Source organism: Campylobacter concisus, from assembly GCF_002912425.1.
In the GTDB taxonomy this organism is placed as follows: Bacteria; Campylobacterota; Campylobacteria; order Campylobacterales; family Campylobacteraceae; genus Campylobacter_A; species Campylobacter_A concisus_AH.
The window spans coordinates 1-17,515 of the sequence record NZ_POYR01000152.1 but is presented as its reverse complement, the minus strand read 5'-3'; the positions used below and the strand labels follow the sequence as shown (position 1 = coordinate 17,515).

At 36.5% G+C, this 17,515-nt stretch carries 10 protein-coding genes and 2 tRNA genes; 9 read left to right on the top strand and 3 right to left on the bottom strand.

All coding sequences use genetic code 11. The features are described 5' to 3' along the window. Window positions 1-122: 122 nt before the first annotated feature. The 9 genes from CYP84_RS08470 (at window position 123) to CYP84_RS08430 (ending at window position 13,938) form a co-directional block, all read left to right on the top strand. Window positions 123-2,012 (top strand): hypothetical protein, encoded by a 1,890-nt coding sequence (locus CYP84_RS08470; RefSeq protein ID WP_103637260.1) that lies wholly within the window; start codon window positions 123-125, stop codon window positions 2,010-2,012. Window positions 2,013-2,079: 67 nt separating this feature from the next. Further along, the gene (locus CYP84_RS08465; protein WP_103637259.1) at window positions 2,080-7,356 is read left to right on the top strand and encodes a hypothetical protein; all 5,277 of its coding nucleotides are present in this window, start codon (window positions 2,080-2,082) and stop codon (window positions 7,354-7,356) included. A 126-nt stretch (window positions 7,357-7,482) separates the two neighbouring features. Beyond that, window positions 7,483-7,558 (top strand) — tRNA-Phe (locus CYP84_RS08460). Between the two features lie 30 nt (window positions 7,559-7,588). Continuing rightward, window positions 7,589-7,679, top strand: a tRNA-Ser gene (locus CYP84_RS08455). Window positions 7,680-7,826: 147 nt separating this feature from the next. Continuing rightward, the gene (locus tag CYP84_RS08450; RefSeq protein WP_103637258.1) at window positions 7,827-9,113 is read left to right on the top strand and encodes a tyrosine-type recombinase/integrase; all 1,287 of its coding nucleotides are present in this window, start codon (window positions 7,827-7,829) and stop codon (window positions 9,111-9,113) included. A 50-nt stretch (window positions 9,114-9,163) separates the two neighbouring features. After that, window positions 9,164-10,843: a phage integrase SAM-like domain-containing protein gene (locus CYP84_RS08445; protein ID WP_103637257.1), complete on the top strand. Its 1,680-nt coding sequence runs from the start codon at window positions 9,164-9,166 to the stop codon at window positions 10,841-10,843. Further along, window positions 10,840-11,304, top strand: a complete 465-nt coding sequence (locus tag CYP84_RS08440) for a hypothetical protein (RefSeq protein WP_103631754.1) — start codon at window positions 10,840-10,842, stop codon at window positions 11,302-11,304. Before CYP84_RS08445 ends, CYP84_RS08440 begins: the two co-directional genes overlap by 4 nt. A gap of 96 nt (window positions 11,305-11,400) precedes the next feature. Continuing rightward, window positions 11,401-11,955, top strand: a complete 555-nt coding sequence (locus CYP84_RS08435) for a zinc ribbon domain-containing protein (protein ID WP_103637256.1) — start codon at window positions 11,401-11,403, stop codon at window positions 11,953-11,955. 9 nt (window positions 11,956-11,964) lie between these two features. Then, complete coding sequence (locus tag CYP84_RS08430; protein ID WP_103637255.1) at window positions 11,965-13,938, top strand: double zinc ribbon domain-containing protein; 1,974 nt, start codon at window positions 11,965-11,967, stop codon at window positions 13,936-13,938. A gap of 36 nt (window positions 13,939-13,974) precedes the next feature. Here CYP84_RS08430 and CYP84_RS08425 read toward each other — a convergent pair whose 3' ends face one another. The 3 genes from CYP84_RS08425 to CYP84_RS08415 form a co-directional block, all read right to left on the bottom strand. Next, window positions 13,975-15,528: a TraM recognition domain-containing protein gene (locus CYP84_RS08425; RefSeq protein ID WP_103637254.1), complete on the bottom strand. Its 1,554-nt coding sequence runs from the start codon at window positions 15,526-15,528 to the stop codon at window positions 13,975-13,977. Between the two features lies 1 nt (window position 15,529). Next, window positions 15,530-16,087 (bottom strand): ClpP family protease, encoded by a 558-nt coding sequence (locus CYP84_RS08420; RefSeq protein ID WP_103637253.1) that lies wholly within the window; start codon window positions 16,085-16,087, stop codon window positions 15,530-15,532. A 96-nt stretch (window positions 16,088-16,183) separates the two neighbouring features. Then, window positions 16,184-17,473 carry a hypothetical protein gene (locus CYP84_RS08415; protein WP_103637252.1) on the bottom strand — a complete coding sequence of 430 codons (1,290 nt, stop codon included), beginning with the start codon at window positions 17,471-17,473 and terminating at the stop codon, window positions 16,184-16,186. Window positions 17,474-17,515: the final 42 nt, after the last annotated feature.

Genomic DNA, 17,515 nt, shown 5'->3' with positions numbered 1-17,515 from the left:
ACTTTGACATAAAACAATGATAATATCTGGCTCATCTTGCTACAATCCCCACAAAATAAGACCTTAGCTATACATATTTTATAAATTTATCCGATATGGCTTAGACTAAAACAAGGAAAGATATGAAAGAAAAAAAGCTGATCATAAAAGACATTCAGGGTGAAATTTACGTCATAAGCCAAGACGGAAGCATAAAAATGCTAAAAGATGGCGATGAAATTTACGCTGGTGAGAAAATTTTTACTAAAAATTTAGATGCCAAGATCACTTTAGAAGATGGCGAGCAGGTAAATTTAAGCGCTCATCAAAGCATAAATTTAGATGAAATTTTAAAAATTTCAGCAAAACCAGCAGAAGAAAAAGGCGAGAGCGAGCACGGATACGGATCATCGGCAAGCGAGGGCATATCTCTAAGCGCGGCGAGCTTTGTCACAAGCGGACATAGCGCAAATATCCATCAAATTTACAACCAACACAGATCTTTAGAGCCAAACGTAAGTAGTACCCAGTTAGCCCAGCTAAAAAGCGTCTCAGGTGCCTCTAGCACGCTGGTAGAAAAAAGCGGCGGCGCTGCAGAACCAAAAGAAGAGCCATTTATAGATACCATAAATGTGTTAAGCGTCACAAACAGAGGACTGGACGCAGATATCTGGCTTTATGACTCAGCTAGAAATGATGGACGAGGGCTTGATTATTATGATATAGAGCATAATAGCAAAAGCATACTAAAAGAGTGGAGTGTAAGCCATCACGTAAGTGCGACAAGTACTTTTAATGACCTATATTACTATAGTGGGCAACAGGCTGATCCTGGATATTTCGACGCATCAGATTCAGCTAAAGCTAGCAGACTACGCGACCGTACTCCGACAGCTATGGAGCTCGCTAAGATAGGCAGAGCTTCAAATGCAGACTATGCCAATGATAGACTAAGCGAAAATATGACCAGCCCCTTCAAGCCACACAATTTAAACGGACACTATAAACTATATGATTCCAAGATAACAGCAGATGGAGTAATGGTCAGCATGGATGGCTGGATATTTATAAAAAATCGTAGTGATATTAACAATTTTTATTATGATGCAAAGCCTGAAAGGCAAAGTATTAAGTTTGAATTTGATGGTAGAGAAATTTCATGGCAGCCATTTGGATCGGCAAGTAAAAATGGCGGCAGAGATGAAGGCAATGCCTCACAAGGCGTAAGCACAAGTAGCCTAAATTTAACAGAAGACTACGGCTTTTATAAAGTACGTATAGAAGTATCTGATGATAGATATAGTTATAATTTTACAGCATTCTCTGGCATCAGCCCTACTAATAAAATTATTTCAGATGACCCTAACATAAAACTAGTCAGCAACGCCTATATGGAGGCTCTTGCTCAAAAAGGCCTTGTAACAAAAGAGAGCGATACATTTTATAAGGCAAAAGAAACAAATGGTGTGAGATTTGGCGATAATGCAAGCGATTTTGATGAGCCTTATAAGCTAAAATTTGAAGGTACAAAAGACGTTGGTAGTAATGATGATGACAAATTTATCTTTAACTCACACGATATCGACGCAAAAGGTGGCATAGATACGCTAGTTTTTACCCAAAACGTAGATCTAACAAAGATAAGTGAGCTAGATAAGCGCCTTGAGAGCTTTGAGCGCATCAAGCTTGATCACACAAAGGCAGTAAAGCTAACGCTAAATGGGCAAAACATAAGCGACATGATAGACTCCAACCCTACCGAGGGCCCTGATGGCTTAGAGAGCCTAAATACCATCCTTAAAATTTCAGGTGACAGCGACGACGTGGTGCAGCTAGTTGGAAATTTCGTAAAGGCCACAAATGGCGAAGTAGCCACGCTAAATACAAAGCATAGCGTAATCGGAGCTAATTATAATGAGCTCAAAGTAGAGCCAAGTGGCGAAGCGGTCAATCAAGTCTATAAAGGCGAAAACAACGCTGGACAGACATTTTTCGTAGAAATAGATAAAAACGTGCATGTCGAGGTGATGTAGTACAAACTATATAAATTTTAAGAGATTTTCCGATACTACAATACACACATTTTACAGGGATGAAAAAATGCCAAATTTTGACGCCATAAGGATCGGCGTTATCAAAAAGATCAAGGGTGAAGCCATCGCCATAAGCAGGGACGGCACTATGAGGGTGCTACACAAAGGCGATGAAATTTACCTTGGTGACGATATAAAAACGAGCGAAAACTCGAACCTTACCATTGTTTTTGATGACGGCGAAAAGGCTTATGTCGGCTTTAGCTCGGTATTTCACACGGTAAATGTCTTTGCTGAGCATAAAGGCGAGCTAGTTATCCCAAAAAATGCAAACATCCTTGAAAATCATAAAGAATACGCAAATGATGATGATCAAATCTCCCATCAAGAGCTATCTTCTCACGGCTCATCACCGCACTATTTCGCCTCTGCTAGCAGTGGTGGTATCAAATTTGAACTAGGTGGTCACTACTCAAATATCTACGACTTTTACACTGGTTTGCGCGCTCTTGAAGCTAGGCATGACGAGGTCAAATGGCCATTTGGCGAAGCTAAGATCGGCGGGGTCTCTTACGCTGGATTTGGCGCGCAAAACCTAAATTTTACACCTCCAGAGCCAAACATCGTGCTAAATTTTAACCTCACAAGCGACACTGGTGAGAAAAAAGGCTTTTTAGGAGGAGCTCAGCTAAACTCACTACCAAAGACTCCTGATGGTAAAAAGATCATCACAAGCATAGGCATTGATATCCCAGACGTTGCTAAAAATGGCGACATCATCACGATAAAGACAAACATGAAAGGTGGTGGCAAAACTAGCAACTACAAAGTAAATACGATAACAAACGAGCTAATCCCAGTTGATAGCACCGGCATGCCCACTGGAGCGCCTCCTATACCTATCGTAAATGGCAAAGCAGAGATCACTGGGGTTGAAATTTTAAACCATGGCAAAACAACCGTGACAAGCTCATACACCAGTGGTGGCAAGACATTTACCGCGCCGCCAACTACTTATGAGTTAAATGACACACCAGCCATCTCAAAAGTGACAGCCACGCTTGATATTGATAAGAATGGCGACGGCGTGATAGATGCGACTGAGCTAGGATATGGCAGCGGCACGCAAACTAGCGGCATGAAATTTGTAGTGCCTGACGAGCTTAGCACTGGAGATAAGATCACATTTAAGCTAAATGAGCCGGGCAAGCCGCCAGTTGAGAAGAAATTTACGCTAGATAAAGAAAATGGCACAGCCACTGACGAGGACGGCAACACCTATACATTTACGACCGATGAAAATGGCGCAGTTAGCTTTAGCGTGCCAAATATCGCAAACATAACAGCAGGAAGCAGCATAGAAACTGGCGTAGTTGATAAATTTGGCAATGTCTCAACCACAAGCACTACGCCAAGCAGCAGTGTAAGTGACACTGTAAAAGTGACGCTAACAGCTGATAAAAATGGCGATGGGCTGATAAGTAGCGACGAGATAGGAGACGGCACTTCAAAGGTTGAGATAAATTTACCTCGCACCATAAAGCCAAAAGAGAGCGTCACTATAAACATAGGCGGCTCGCCAAAAGAATTTGTCGTAAGCGATGATGGCACAAGCGTCTATGATAAAAATAACCCAAGCGTAGTAGTGCCAATAGTTAATGGTAAATTTGAAGTGCCAGGCGTAAGCGTGCCAGTGACACCTGGCTCAAGTGTATCTATAAACACAACGGTTAATGACGAGCATGGCACGCCAAAACCAAATGGCGCAAGCAACCAAACCACCCCAAGCGTCGTAGTAGCTCCACCTGTAAAATCAGCCAAGATAAGCTTTGATAGCGACCTAGGGCATAACAATAGAACTCCAGATGGTAAGATAGATACCTCAGAAAACAGATACAATGACGGCGATCCAACAAAAACTGAGGCATCTATAAAAATCCCAAGCGTGATAAAAGAAGGCGATAAGATAGCCATAGATGTCACAAATCCAGACGGCAGCAAAACGCACAAGGTCTACACATACACTAATGGCAAGATAATCGCCCCTGATCACAATGAAGTGCCACTAAATGATGGTAAATTTAAGATCACAGTGCCAATAGAGCATGGCAAAACCACAAGCATAACGACGACCATGATGGACAAGGCTGGCAACAAAGGCGAAAGCGATACAAATGAGATAAAATTTAGCGACAGCCCAGTGGCTAAATTTGTCAAAGACGCTGACGGAGATGGGCTCATAGACGACACCACTGGAGCTATAACGACCTCTGATGTAAAGGTCCATCTCCCAAGTAGCGCAGTGCCAAAAGATGAGCTAAAGATAAGCATCCTAAACCCACTTACAAACAAACAATCAACCGTGAGCTACATCCTAGACGATGATGGCGTGCATATGATAAACAAAAAAGATCCAAGCGATATAAAAGTGATAAGTGACGGCGCTATCACCATACCAGACGTGACGGTAAGTAGCAAGCGCCCTACCCTAGTCGATGCGACCCTTATAAAAGATGATGGTAGCGCCATCTCTGGCACATCAAGTGGCAGGCTATTTGCCTTTGGCGTGCTGGACTACATAGACGACGTAAAGCTTGTTACAAAGATAGATAATGCTGATATCCACTCCGCAAAATACCTAAACGAAGAGGACTACGAGCATATCATCTCAACAAGCCAGTATGAGTCAAATTCGACCCAAAAGATAAACTACAACATCGCTCTTACAAATGACGAACAGCCATACATTAAATTTGGCATAAACAAGCCCGATACCACAAGCGACGGCAAAGGCTACGTGCTAATAGAGATAAAAGATGAAAACGGAAATATAAGTGATAGCTTTATAGCTAAGATCGAAAACAACACCGTTATAGCAGACTTTGAAAAGGGTGGCAAAAAGCTAGATAGAACTCACCACATCATAGACGCCACCTACGTGGGAACTGACGGCGTGCCTCAAAGAGATGATAACCTAACTATCACAGTCGATCTTGACTCAAAGCCTGACAAGCTAATAGAATCTGACTTTGATAATATAAAAAACGGCTCTGGCAACTACGCTATAAATTTTAGCGGTAAAGGCGAAGCTGCAAACAATCCACACGATGAAAAATCAAAAGATGTAGAGGTCATAGACGCTGAGACATCTGAGAAGACGACACTGACACTTGATAGAAATTTAAGCTACTCTGGAAGCTTTAACGTAGCACAAAACACTGGCAGCAAAAACTACATCGTTGAAAGACTAGATGATGCGGGAAATTTAGCCGTTCAAACCGTGACTATGGTGGCAAACAAAGGGCTTGATGTTGATATGTGGTTTTATGATTGTACAAATAAAGAATTTATAAATAAATTTATGTATCCTGGACCATTTTTGCCAGTAGATAGTGCAAATTTATTTTTCGTAAAACATCACTATAAAGAGTGGATGGAGTGGGCAGGCGCTAGTGCTACTACTACGTTTGATGAAGTCTCTTTTAGAGGAGGAAAAGACTATAAATTAAGCTGGACTAGACCATCAGCAGGAGAGCTAAACACAAATGATATGGCAAGAGTAGGACACTCTCCTATGGCAAGCGATACAGACCACACTGGTACTCACTACAATGTAAATCACTCAGGTAACTACACCTTACTAGAAGCTGAGACGGTAGGAACAGACCTTATCATGCATATGAGCGGATGGATATACATAGAAGAAGATGGCGAGTATCACGTACGAGCAGATCACTTCCAAGATCATGTATATATGGAGCTTGGTGATTATAAAATAGTTGCGTCATACTGGAATGGCGACCAACAACCACATCCTCCACAAAATCCAAACCCTTGGTCTACAACGCCAGTTAATCAAGTCGGTAATACAAGTTTGGGGTACCCTAATGTAATAACTTTAAAAAAGGGCTTTTACAAGTTAAATATCGACTATATAGATCAAAGAACGGATGTGGATCTTGATATACAGATAAGAAAACATAAAAATCCTATATATACAGATGCTGACTATAAAAATATTGGCTCACAAGGAAGTGGCACACATCTTTTTAGTAATAGCTATATAAAAGCTTTGGAAGATAAAGGATACGTTAGTAGTGCTGATACAAATGGCTATAGAAAAGCACTAAATGGTTATGGAAATGACCCAGATGATTTTAATAGAGTAATGCACTTAAAACACAATACAAATACTCTTGAAGGAAGTAATCTAAATGATGTCTTTATCTATAATGGCAAGAGTATAGATGCAAAAGGTGGTGTAGATAAGCTGATATTTGTTGAAGATACAAAACTAGAAAAAGTAAGTAATTTAAATGATACTTTAAAAAGTTTTGAACGTTTGCAACTAGGTACTGAAACCCAAGCTGTCTCAATATCACTCAATACTAAAAACGTTCTTGATATCATAGACTCAAAAGAGACCACCATAACCATTGGCTCAGGAAGTGGCAGAAAAAAGATACAAGATACGCAAAATATGAATACTGTCTTAAAAATCTCAGGCGATGATGAAGATGGCGTTAAGCTAATAAGTGATGGAAATAATAAATTTGAACTAGCTACTGATAAAGAAGTAACTATGCTTAACTGGAAACATAGTCAAGCCATTGGAGATGAATTTAACAAAGTAGAAGTCACAGCTGATAGCGGCAGTAAAACATATCATGATCATAAAAACGTAATAAATGATGCCAGCGGAAATACTACGATACTTAAAATAGACCATGCAGTAAATCACGTCTACAAAGGCACGTACACCGATGGAACTAGCACAAAAACATTTTTCGTTGAGATAGATAAAAATATCAAGATCACTCACGAGGGAGATGATCAAAACAATACATTTACCTACGAAGGCAACAAGATAGACGCAAGAGGCGGCGTTGATACGCTCATCTTTACTGAAAATATCGATCTTAGCAGAGTGGCTGACCTAAATGATAAACTAAAGAGCTTTGAAATTTTACAGCTTGGTAGCAAGAGCATTCAGGCGGTCTCGATAGGACTAGATGCTAAAAGCGTGCTTGATATCATAGACGCACAAGTAACAGATGGCGGGCTAAAAAGCATAAATACCGTGCTAAAGATCAAAGGTGATAGCAATGACAAAGTAGCACTAGAGGGCAAAGGTACTATCTTTACACAAGCAACAGATGGCGAAGTAGCAGCACTAAATTTAAAACATAGCGCTTTAGGCGATACACACAACCAAGTGGCGATTGATGCTAGCGGACATGCGCTAAATCAAGTCTATAAAGGCGTATATGGCAGCGGAGCTAGCGCACAAACATTTTTTATCGAGATAGATAAAGATGTAAGTATAGTAAATTTGGTGCATTAAATTTAACTTTGTTGGGCTAAAATTTATAGTTTTATATTTAAATTTCTTAAAAACAAAAGCTTCTTGTAGATTTTTAAACTTAGTTTAAATATTTAAAATGTATAATCCAATTTCTTTTATCAAGGTGGTTGGATAGCTCAGTCGGTAGAGCAGCAGACTGAAAATCTGCGTGTCGGCAGTTCGATTCTGCCTCTAACCACCATTTCTTTTTAATAAAATTTTTCATGAACGTGGACAGATGGGTGAGCGGCTGAAACCACACCCCTGCTAAGGGTGCAGCTCTTAATCGGGGCTCGAGGGTTCAAATCCCTCTCTGTCCGCCACCATTATAGAATTTTTCTTTCCAACTTCCCTAAATTTCGGCGTTTTAACTGCATTTATTAGCAGATATTTTTGTCCTAAATTTCAGACAAATCAGCTTTGTTACAGAAAATTTGCACTTTTGTTACAGAAAATAGACAGGCTCTATCATGGGTTCTAAACTAATTACCAAGATAGCAAACAGACCAAATTTCTACTTTTTTGATACTGCTCTTAAAGATGGCAAAAAGCTAACTGTTAAATTTTGCCTTTTCACAAAAGATCCAGATGAGGCAGTAAGACTGGCAAATTCTATAAAAGCCGCAGCCAACGAAGCTCTTGCTAATAAGATAACCACAATACATACAAACTCTAAAAATCTAAGAGTCTTAATAAATATCAAAATGCAAAATGAACGGCGCATTAAACAAAATGGCATATTTTTAGATGTTAGCGAATATAAAGAGCTGTCACAAGATGTGATAGCTAAATTTTATAATCTGGCAACACTAGAAGAAAAGCATACCTTAAAAGAACCCAAAACATTACTGGATGTATCTCTAAAGCCAAAAGAAACCGCATCACTATCTTTTGAGGCAGTAGCAAAAAGATACGTGTCAACCGAGTGTTTGAAACTAAAGTCCAGTGATAAGACCAAGGGCTATTATATTAAGACTGGCAAGCTTTTGGATGAGTTTTTTAAAAATCATTTAGGGGAATTTAAATACAGCGATGCTGAGGGCTTTCAAGTAAGCTTGTTAAATAAAAATCTAAACAAAAAGACTATAAATAATTATACGTCTTATTCTAAAAGGCTTTTTAATTACGGTATAAAAATAGGTAAGCTTACAGTAAATCCTTTCAAAATGCTTACATCTTTTAAAATTACATCTGATGAGAAGTCGCCAAAAGATAATTTTACATTAGATGAATTAAAGATAGTTTTTGACACTCGAAGAAAAGATTTGAGAGATTATATGATGTTTGCACTTCATACGGGATTAAGACTAAATGAAATTTGGCAACTTAATAGCGACAATGTTGGTGAGCAGGATGGAATAAAATTTATAAATGTTAGAACTGCAAAACAAAGAGGGGGAGTGAAAAAGTATAGACAGATACCTTTGCATGAAAATATTGAGTATTTAAGCGATCTAAAGTGGCTAGAAAATATTAAGAGCAGTAAGGTTAATAGCGATTACTTTAGTAAGCGATTAAATAGACACATCCATAAATGTATCCCACTAGCAAACGTTACATTTCATAGGCTTAGGGGAAATTTTGCTAAGGCCATAAAGGATTACTGTTTGGAGAATTCCTTGACCGATCTAACATCTGTTTTGCTAGGACATAGTGCCGATCTTGCAACTGATACGTACGCAAAGGAAATATCTTTAAAAGCTAAGCAAAATTCTATGATTGGACTAAAAATTTTTAAATTTTTACATAACCAGTGATTTTTGAAAGCAATCGGTATAATTAATAATAAACATAAAAAGGATTTTCGATGGAAAACAATAAAAAATCTATGGATGTGACAATGCAAAAGCTGCTTTGTGTAGAAAAATATGAGGATGTTCATCATGGGCGGGTAAGGGCGTATTATGATACTGATATAAAGTTATTGATGCAAGATGCAATATATTGCCTCAATAAGGGATATTCTAGGTCTAGTGGCGAGAAAAAAAGACAATATTGGCTTAAGATATTTTTAAACCTAGCAAGTTTGTATCCGTGTATTTTATCACTAGATAAAAAAGGCATAGTTAGTAGTACGATTACTAATTTTTTTAACAACTTAGCCGAAAAAGAGTCTCGAAAAAAAAGAATTATTAATCAAGATCAAGTCGTAAGTCAAAATAAACTACCGCCAGAACTTCATATAGATCAAAAAAAGTGGGATAATTTTCTTCAACTGTATTATGGGCAGATAGACTTTAATAATTATTACAACACTCCAGTGAGTAAAAAAATATCTGATGGAGTGTATAAAGTAAGAGATGGCTTTCTCGTAAGGGGTCAATTTATACCGAGTTATATTTTTTTAGAAATTAGAGAGTGTATTATAAAACAAGAAAAGACAAAAATAGTACCTGTAAAGCATCAATATGGTGTTAAGCTAGAAAACTTTGAAGATATAGAAAAAGATTTTATGGAGCATGTTGCAAGGAAGCGAAATTTTAGTGATAGTACAAAAAAAGAGTACCATCATGCACTTAAGCTGCTTAAGGAATTTCTTAATGATAGAGACATCAGCATAAGCGATATAAATGTAAAAGTAGCTGAGGACTTTCATGAAGGTCTTATTAAAGAAGAAGGTGTGAGAGCAAGAAACAAAAAGAGAGCAAATAATATAGTAGGCTTTTTATCAAATGTATTTAATAGACTTGCGCATTTAGGAGTAGTTGGTGATAACTTTTTTAAAAAAGAAGCGATAGATCGATTTGGTATTAAAGAGAAAACGACAAAGAGAAATTTCTCTATGAGCGAGTTAATGCTGTTATTTTCTGGAGAACATAATATAGAAAAAGAGATACTAGACTATTTTCGCTTTAAACTACATGTTGGACTTCGTATGGAAGAATTCTTTAGATTAAATGAAAATAGTTTCATAACAGAGACAATAGATGGGCAAACATATAATTGTGTCATTATAGATACAGCAAAAGGAAAATGCAGTAGCGAATCCAAAAGAGTAATTGTCCTACATGAAAATATCAAAGACTTACATAATTATAAATGGGTTAAAACCATAAAAGAAAAATACCCTACAATAAAGTCTTTTAATAAAAAAGCCAATGGCTGCATAAGAAAAGTTATAAGTGATAAAAAAGTTAGTGATCATCGCTTGAGAGGCAACTTTGCTAAGAAATTAGTAGAATACGATCATATAAACAACATAAGTGATTCCATTGTAAATGTTGCAGATGAATTAGGTCACAATACAAATAAAAACAATAGAAAGAATCTTGAACAATATAACGACCAAGTTAGGGGAATGTTGGGTTACAATCTCTCCGACGCTCTTGACATATACGCCCAGTCTAAACTTTTGAAAACTAAACTAAGAGACATAAAAGCATTTGATGAATATTCAGGTATTTTCAAATACTTAGATATACCAAGTAATAAAATACCACACATTAAATCAAATAAAAATAAAAACAATAAAAAGGATAAAAAATGATAACAATTTATAATAACGAACTTTTGTTCAGACCCGCTTACTCAGACGAACCTTATATCTTCGATGATCCATTTGAAACTATTAATGATTGGCTTGATGCGACGATCATGGGCTTAAAACAAGAATGCCCTTTTGTTTTAAGCGGTTCATCTCTTGGTGAATTTACTACAGAAACGAGTGATTTCACAATAGGTGGCGAACAAGGCGAGGCATGGACTTACCAAAATGTATTTGATTTTTGTAAAGAGCTATACAATGAAGTCTTTAAGATCAGGGGCAAGCTAGTTGGGCTCTTTTGTCAGTCCATAGGCTGCACAGACAAAGAGGAATTTGACAAAATTTATCAAAAATTCAATAAAAAACTTGATGAGTTTAAAAAAATTCTAGACAAGTTTAAAATACCACAAGGCTTAGATATGCAATATGGCTTCAAGCAGTCCATGCCTTCTTATATTTATTAAAGCTATGCTTATTTTTAAGAATGAGCTTAGTAAAAGTTAAATAGAATTATTCACTTTGAATAGTTCTATTCTTTAAAAATAAAAAAGGAATGTAGTATGGAGACTAAATTTTGTCCATTTTGTGGTGAGACAATTAACAAAGATGCTATTAAATGCAGATTTTGTGGTAGCTTCTTAAATGAGGAAGCCAAAAACCAAGCAAGAGAACAAATGAATAGCCAAAAAAATATGGCGAATAATCCCTCATATCAAAACCAAGCAAATAGTAATGAAATTCCGCTTGGTTTTATAAAAACGTGGGATGGAGAAATAATCCCGAAACCACAAGGTTTTAACTTTTTAGCATTTTTGTTCGGACCTTTATATTATGCTGGATATGATAACCTGCTATATATATCTCTATCAACTATATCAATAGTTTTATTCTACTTCTTGATCGGTATAGGCGTAAAAAATGATAGTATGGAAATGTTTAATATTGTTTTTGTGATTTATGTAATAGGTTTGATTGTGACACAAATCATAGCGGGAGCAATAGCAAATAAGGTTCTTCCGGTAAAAACAGTTAAATTTAATTTTAGCTATGCAATTAGTGCATTTTTAACATTGATTGTTTCAAATTCTTTATCTATTAGAATGGTTTTGCTTTAGGATTTAAAAATGAATAACAATCTAGTCAAATGTCCTTTTTGTGCTGAAGAAATAGAAAAAGACTTGGAGTTTTGTCCTATCTGCGATACACAACTAAAAACGCAGTGCCCTTTTTGCAAAGAAGAAGTAAAGACAAATGCTACCAAGTGCAGATTTTGTGGTGAAACCTTGCACTTTATGCCAAAAACCAAAAAAGAGATCATTAAAGAGCAAGAAGAGAGTGAAAGAAAAAGGCTGCGAAAGTTAGAAGAAGAAGCAAGAGAGGAGCAACTAAGAAAAGAGAAAGAAGAAGAGGCAATTCGCTTGAGAGAGCAAAGACAGCGTGAGCTAGAAGAAGCTAGACTTGCCGAAGAAGCCAAAAAAAGAGAAAACAAAGAGCAACTAAAAAAGCACATAAAAAAATATAAATTTATATATGCTATATCTATTTTTATACTTGCTGTAGCGGCAGCCTCTGCATTTATATTCTTAGGAAATCCAAGCAGATATGAAATTTATAGCCTAGAAAATGAATGCGAAAATCAAAAAGGTGATAGCTGTATGAAATTGGCATATTTTCATCAAAAAGAGCATGACACTGCAGCAGTTAAATTATATGCAGATAAAGCAATAAGTCTTCTAAAAAAGAGGTGCGAATCTGACTCTAAAGTCTGCTATCAATTAGGTATGCTTTATGAGCATGGCGACTATCAAACTAATAGTTTTATTTTAGAGAAGATAAAAAATGTAGATTATAAAGAGGCTTATGAATATTACAAAATATCTTGTAAATTAAATAATACGCGAGCTTGTGATAGGCAAAAAGCACTTGAAGACGATGCAGAAATTGCTTGCGAGATAGGGATAAGCGATAGCTGCATAAAACTGGCTAAAGATTATGAACAAAAAAATGACCTAGAGCATGCAAATGAGATATATACAAAGCTATGCAACAATAACAACAAAGAAGCTTGCAAGGCTTTAGCTGGCAATCTACTAAAAGGTAATCCCTCTGAAAAAAATATAAAAATAGCTTATGAGATATATAAAAAAGTTGATGCCTCTAAAGCAAATACAGTTTTTAACGGCGAACATGGATGCCTTCTAAACAATAGTCTTGCTTGCTTTGAATTGGGATTAGAATATAACAGCAATGGTGATTATAAGAAGGCAAATGAATATTTTGAGATGGGGTGTAATTTAGGAGATGGCGGATCTTGCTCTCATTTAGGTGTTAATTACCAAATGGGAAATGGGGTCTTGGCAGATATAAATAAAGCAAAAGAGTTTTACCAAAAAGCTTGTGATCTTAAAGATGGTTTGACTTGCAAAAGCCTGGCCAATCTATATAGGCTTGAAAAAAATATAGATAGTGCTGCCATAAATTATGAAAAAGCTTGTAATCTTGATATGGCTGAATCATGTGGGTATGCAAGCGAACTTTTTAAGGATGACGCAAACTCTTTTAAGGATCTAAAAAAAGCTATCGAATTTGCCAAAAGAGGGTGTGATCTAAAAGATGGCAAGAGCTGCTTTATCCTTGGCGCTAGATACGGGGAAGGTGATGGTATAAAAAAGGATATTAAAGAAGCCAATAAATACTATCAAAAAGCTTGCGATCTAAATAACGGTGCTGATGGATGTGCAAGTCTTGGTTATAACTATAAATATGGCTATGGGATAACTAAAGATCTAACTTTGGCCAATAAATATAATAAAAAAGCTTGCGACGCAGGAAGTGGTAGAGGTTGTAACTATCTTGGCGTAAACTATAGAGATGGGGTTGGCTTTGAAAAAAATATGCAAACCGCATACTCTTATTTCAGAAAATCTTGTTATGACTACAACTATGCTAGGGGATGCACAAATTTAGGCGAAATATTATGCATATATGGCAATTATACCAATGCAAAACAAGAGGCACAAGATGCGCTAAATAAAGCATACTATGAACTAGGCGACAAGAAAGCACTAGATATACTTAATAAATATTTTAGCTACTAAAAACTCATGGGAATTTCCCATGAGTAAATTTACATCTTATAAAACCCCCTGCCAGAGATCTTCATCTTCGTCTTTTGACTCTTTTGCTTCTTGAACTAAAGCATTTAGTCTTTTAAGCAGTGCATCAAGTTTTTGATTTAGCACTGGCACTTCAGACTTCTTCTTTGTCACTATGTCTTGCTTTATGAGCAAAGAGCGCCTTTTAAATAGCTGCTCGTTATATACCAAAATTTCATTATCCCCAAGAGTTACATTAGTAAAACTACTACCGATACCAAGCTCTTTTTGGTAGCTTAGCTCAGCCTTTAAAAGATCCTTTTCATCTATAAATATAGGCGAGGCTTTATAAATTTTACCATCGTGGTAATACTCAAATTTTTTTAACTTGCTAAAATCTTTATCCTCTCCGCTGGCGTATTGTCTGACCGAGTTTTTAAAGAAGTATTGATTGGTTAAATTTCCCACCAGCTCTTTATATCTTGAGTCGCTACCAAGGCTACTTTTTAGCACATCTTCGTTTTGAAAGGCGAGTATGAGCTCGACCCTAGCCTCTCTTAGCACGTCAGCGTGCAGGTCAGTTGAGGGATTTAGCACACGCTGCGCCTCGTCTATAAAGATACTAACTGGCACCTTCTCTTCATTTGCTATGCGTTGCGCCATATTTGAAAGGGTGGAATTTAGCATAAGCTCCACCGCACTATCCTTTAGCCCTTGAGAATTTACAACAACTATCTTTCCTTCATTTAGTAGCTTGCTTATGCTATTGCCATGATAGTTTAGCATCTCATCGTCAGCTATGCTTTGCAAGGCAAAAAGCATAAATGTGTAGTTTGAGAAAAGCCTTGCTTTTTGTGACTCTTCATCATTTCTTACACCTTCATACTCCTTAAAAGCTTGTATGAAATTTTCAGATTTTTCATTAAACTCGCCTAATGCCCAAATTTTCTCATTTAAAGAGCTAGCCAAGTATCTTCTTTTGCTTATACCTTTTGCAAATGCCGTGTCGCTTTTTACATGATCATCTACCAGTTTAACTAAGGCATAAAATTTTTTAAAGTCACCTAGCTGCTGGGTTGATTTGCATAAATTTGCAAAGCTTGGCTTTAGATCTTTTGCTCTATTTTCTATATATGGGGTGCAAAAACCTTGCTCCGTAAGGTCACATATCGCCTTCATCGTTGAAAGAGACTTTGTGGCGATATTTGCCGCTAAATTTCCCCAAAATGGATCACGCTTTGTGCCAAATGTCTTTTGAAAGAAATTCATCAATAAGCTTTCACTTGCATCATCCATTATATTTATTTTGTTCCCCCATGGCACATTTATCATTACGACATCTTTTAGTCTGCCATGCTTCTTGGCTAGAAATTTAACTTTTTTATGCTCAACTCCTTTGTAGTCAAAGACAAGCATCCCATGCCCTACTTTTATACGCTCATCCATCGCTGGCAGGATCGCTGAAGTGGTCTTGCCACAACCTGTTTGCCCTGTTATCATCGCATGCGTAAAGCTAATAGGTATGCTAAGAGCGTTTGAGGCAGCGACTTGGGCTGGGTCTTTTTTGTTATTGATTAGTGAAAAAACTGACATATTATTCTCCTTTATTGGTTGATATTATTTCATTGGCTAGGCCATAAGCGATGGCTGATGATGCATCTATATAGCAGTCTCTATCGGTGAGCTGTTCTATCTTTGCTATTTTTAGGTTGCTGTTAGCCCTTATCATCTCATTGACTTTTGATTTGATTTTTAAAATTTGATTTGCGACTAGTTCGATGTCGCTTGCCTGACCTGATGCGCCGCCAAGAGGCTGATGAAGCATGAGGCTTGAGTTTGGCAGCATATAGCGCTTATCTCCGTTTAAAAATATGAGTGCAGACATAGAGGCAGCTAGCCCCACGCAAAATGTATTGATTGGTGATTTTATGGTTTTCATAAAGTCGATTAGTCCAAAGCCATCATATATCGAGCCTCCAGGGCCACTTATATATATGTTTATGTCGCTTTGATCTACGCTGTCAAGATACAAAAGCGTCTTTTGTGTAGTTAGGCAAATTTCTTGATCGATCTGCCCATATAAAAAGATATTTCTATCAGCTAGTAAGCTCATGTGAATGTCGGCGAAATTTAACTTGTCAAACTCTGCCATCTTCTCTCCTTGTTTTGATTTTTGTGAGAGAAGTTTAAGATAGTAGATGAGTCTTTAAATTCCACCTATTACTTCTAGAGCCGGTGGATTGGTAGTTTATAAAAGCTCTATATCGTTTATGCGATGTCCTAAAGCAGGAGATCTTTTTTCATCGATGAATAAATTTAAGCTCTTACCAAGAAGATCCTCGAAGTAAATTTTAGCTAGCTCTTTAAAGTTTTTGTATTTAAACGTAGCATGCGTGGCAAGGTATAGTCCGTAGATATCATCAACAAGCCACTGCCTTGCGTATCTATCTTTGTTTGTTTCAAAATTTTTGTAAGAAAGATCATTTTTTAGATTATCTAGCTCTTTTTTAAATTTGCTTAACACAAAAATATTTTCATCTTTAAAGGATTTATATATAAGCTCAGTATCTAAAAGTGAGCTATCATCTAAAGATCTTAAGCGCTTTTTAGTAGGGGCATTTTTTATTTTTATCGCCTTTTGCTTTATTTTCCAAATTTCATCATAAATTTGATCAAAGTTACCAAAAAATGCAGGTGAGAATATAACCAAAGCATCATCTTCTCTAAAACTTATATATCTATCTTTAAAAATTTCAAGCTCAAAAATTTCTGATCCCATATTGCTAAAAACTAGCGTTTGATTGTCTCTATCTAGCCCCATCACAAAGCCTCTTTTTATGATCAAAACATTCATGGATTTTAAAAATCTCTGAACTTTTGCCTCGTCATAAACATAGCTTAAAAGATAAAGCGGCATATCATCTGGCTGACTACTTGAAAAGTCTTTGTATTCGCAATCCCAAAGGTAATTTCCTGGTCTTAAACACATCATTATAAAAGCAGCATCTTGCATATATGCAAATTTTTTATCATCGCCTATTGATCTACTTTTTAGAGATTTTATATGCTTTTCTAGGTATTCATTTGGAGCTAGGATGTAACTATTTTTATCATTTATATGCTGTTTTTGGCTAGATAATAAATTTTGATCTAGCTTTATAAGTGCATAAAACTCTTCATATATTTTCTTTAATATCGCATTTATATGCTTTCTCTTATTTCTATCTTTTTCATCAAAATTTTTAATGTAGCCACGAAGTCTTGGCACATTTACTATTAGATCTTCGTCTTTACCACAAACTTTGCAAACTTCATCCATAAATTTTTTAGTCTGTCTGTCTCTTTTTTCGTCAACTATCTTTTTAAGTATAGATAGATCATTTTCTTTACTAAAATCATAAAATTTACTAACAAAAAGAGAGAGTGCATATGTATTTACAAGAGAGTTTAAAATAGGTGTTTGAGATATTTTTAGGTTATTATTTGGTTTCTTTTTGCTTCTACCATTAAAAAGTTTATATTCGACCTCGAATGACATATTTTATCCTTGTAGTTTTTTATAGACCTATAGTATTTCAAT

Coding starts and splice junctions, on each gene's coding strand:
- CYP84_RS08450 (WP_103637258.1), top strand. CDS start 7,827: ATGGGTTCTAAACTAATTACCAAGATAGCAAACAGACCAAATTTCTAC.
- CYP84_RS08415 (WP_103637252.1), bottom strand. CDS start 17,473: ATGTCATTCGAGGTCGAATATAAACTTTTTAATGGTAGAAGCAAAAAG.
- CYP84_RS08435 (WP_103637256.1), top strand. CDS start 11,401: ATGGAGACTAAATTTTGTCCATTTTGTGGTGAGACAATTAACAAAGAT.
- CYP84_RS08430 (WP_103637255.1), top strand. CDS start 11,965: ATGAATAACAATCTAGTCAAATGTCCTTTTTGTGCTGAAGAAATAGAA.
- CYP84_RS08445 (WP_103637257.1), top strand. CDS start 9,164: ATGGAAAACAATAAAAAATCTATGGATGTGACAATGCAAAAGCTGCTT.
- CYP84_RS08420 (WP_103637253.1), bottom strand. CDS start 16,087: ATGGCAGAGTTTGACAAGTTAAATTTCGCCGACATTCACATGAGCTTA.
- CYP84_RS08440 (WP_103631754.1), top strand. CDS start 10,840: ATGATAACAATTTATAATAACGAACTTTTGTTCAGACCCGCTTACTCA.
- CYP84_RS08470 (WP_103637260.1), top strand. CDS start 123: ATGAAAGAAAAAAAGCTGATCATAAAAGACATTCAGGGTGAAATTTAC.
- CYP84_RS08425 (WP_103637254.1), bottom strand. CDS start 15,528: ATGTCAGTTTTTTCACTAATCAATAACAAAAAAGACCCAGCCCAAGTC.
- CYP84_RS08465 (WP_103637259.1), top strand. CDS start 2,080: ATGCCAAATTTTGACGCCATAAGGATCGGCGTTATCAAAAAGATCAAG.